Here is a 755-nt window from a genome sequence, read left to right on the forward strand (position 1 = left end):
AGCAAGACCGGCACCGCCATCGTCGGCAAGGACGTGACAATCGCCGCGGTTGAGAACCGCGTGGACACGGTGCAGACGTCCAAGCAGCAGAGTGCGGGGATCACCCTTGGATTGACCGGTGGCTTGGTCGATGCGGCGCAAACCGCGTATGGGGCGGTCAAACGTGGCTCGGACGTAGACGACGATCGGCTCAAGGCGCTTTACGCGGCGAAGGCCGGATACGCGATCGGCGATGCGGCTGGTCTGGCCAGCAACGGCCTGAAGGGCTACAACGGCGAAGCAGTTGCCGGCAACATGACGAAAACCGGTGAGGCGTCAGCCGATGGTGCCCAGGGAGCGGCCAATGCCACCGGCGTGAGCCTGCGCATCGGCATCGGTGCCAGCAGCGCGTCCAGCAAGACGACGACCCACGAAGAGACCACCGGCGGCAGCCGCATCCTCAGCGACGGCAATGTGACCATCGCGGCCACGGGCGGCGATCTCAACGTCATCGGCAGCAAGATCGCCGGCGACAACGTCGCATTGGCGGCGGCGAACAACCTCAACCTGCTGAGTCAGCAGGAAACCAACACGACCAAGTCGGAAAACAAGAACGCCGGCGGCGAGGTCGGTGTCAGCGTCGGCGCGACGACCGGCTACTACCTGACCGTGTCGGCCGGCAAGGGCGACGCCAAGGGCAACAGCAACCTCCACACCGAGAGCGTGGTCACGGCCAACGACACGCTGACCTTGGCCAGCGGCAACGACACCACGAT

General features: G+C 65.3%; 1 protein-coding gene. It reads left to right on the top strand.

Annotation, left to right across the window (positions count from 1 at the left end; genetic code table 11):
- Nucleotides 1–755, top strand: a 755-nt coding sequence (locus D588_RS24810) for a hemagglutinin repeat-containing protein (protein ID WP_043084955.1), incomplete at both ends; no start/stop codon positions are given.

The sequence above is a fragment of the Xanthomonas sp. SHU 308 genome, assembly GCF_000364645.1.
Lineage (GTDB): Bacteria > Pseudomonadota > Gammaproteobacteria > Xanthomonadales > Xanthomonadaceae > Xanthomonas_A > Xanthomonas_A sontii.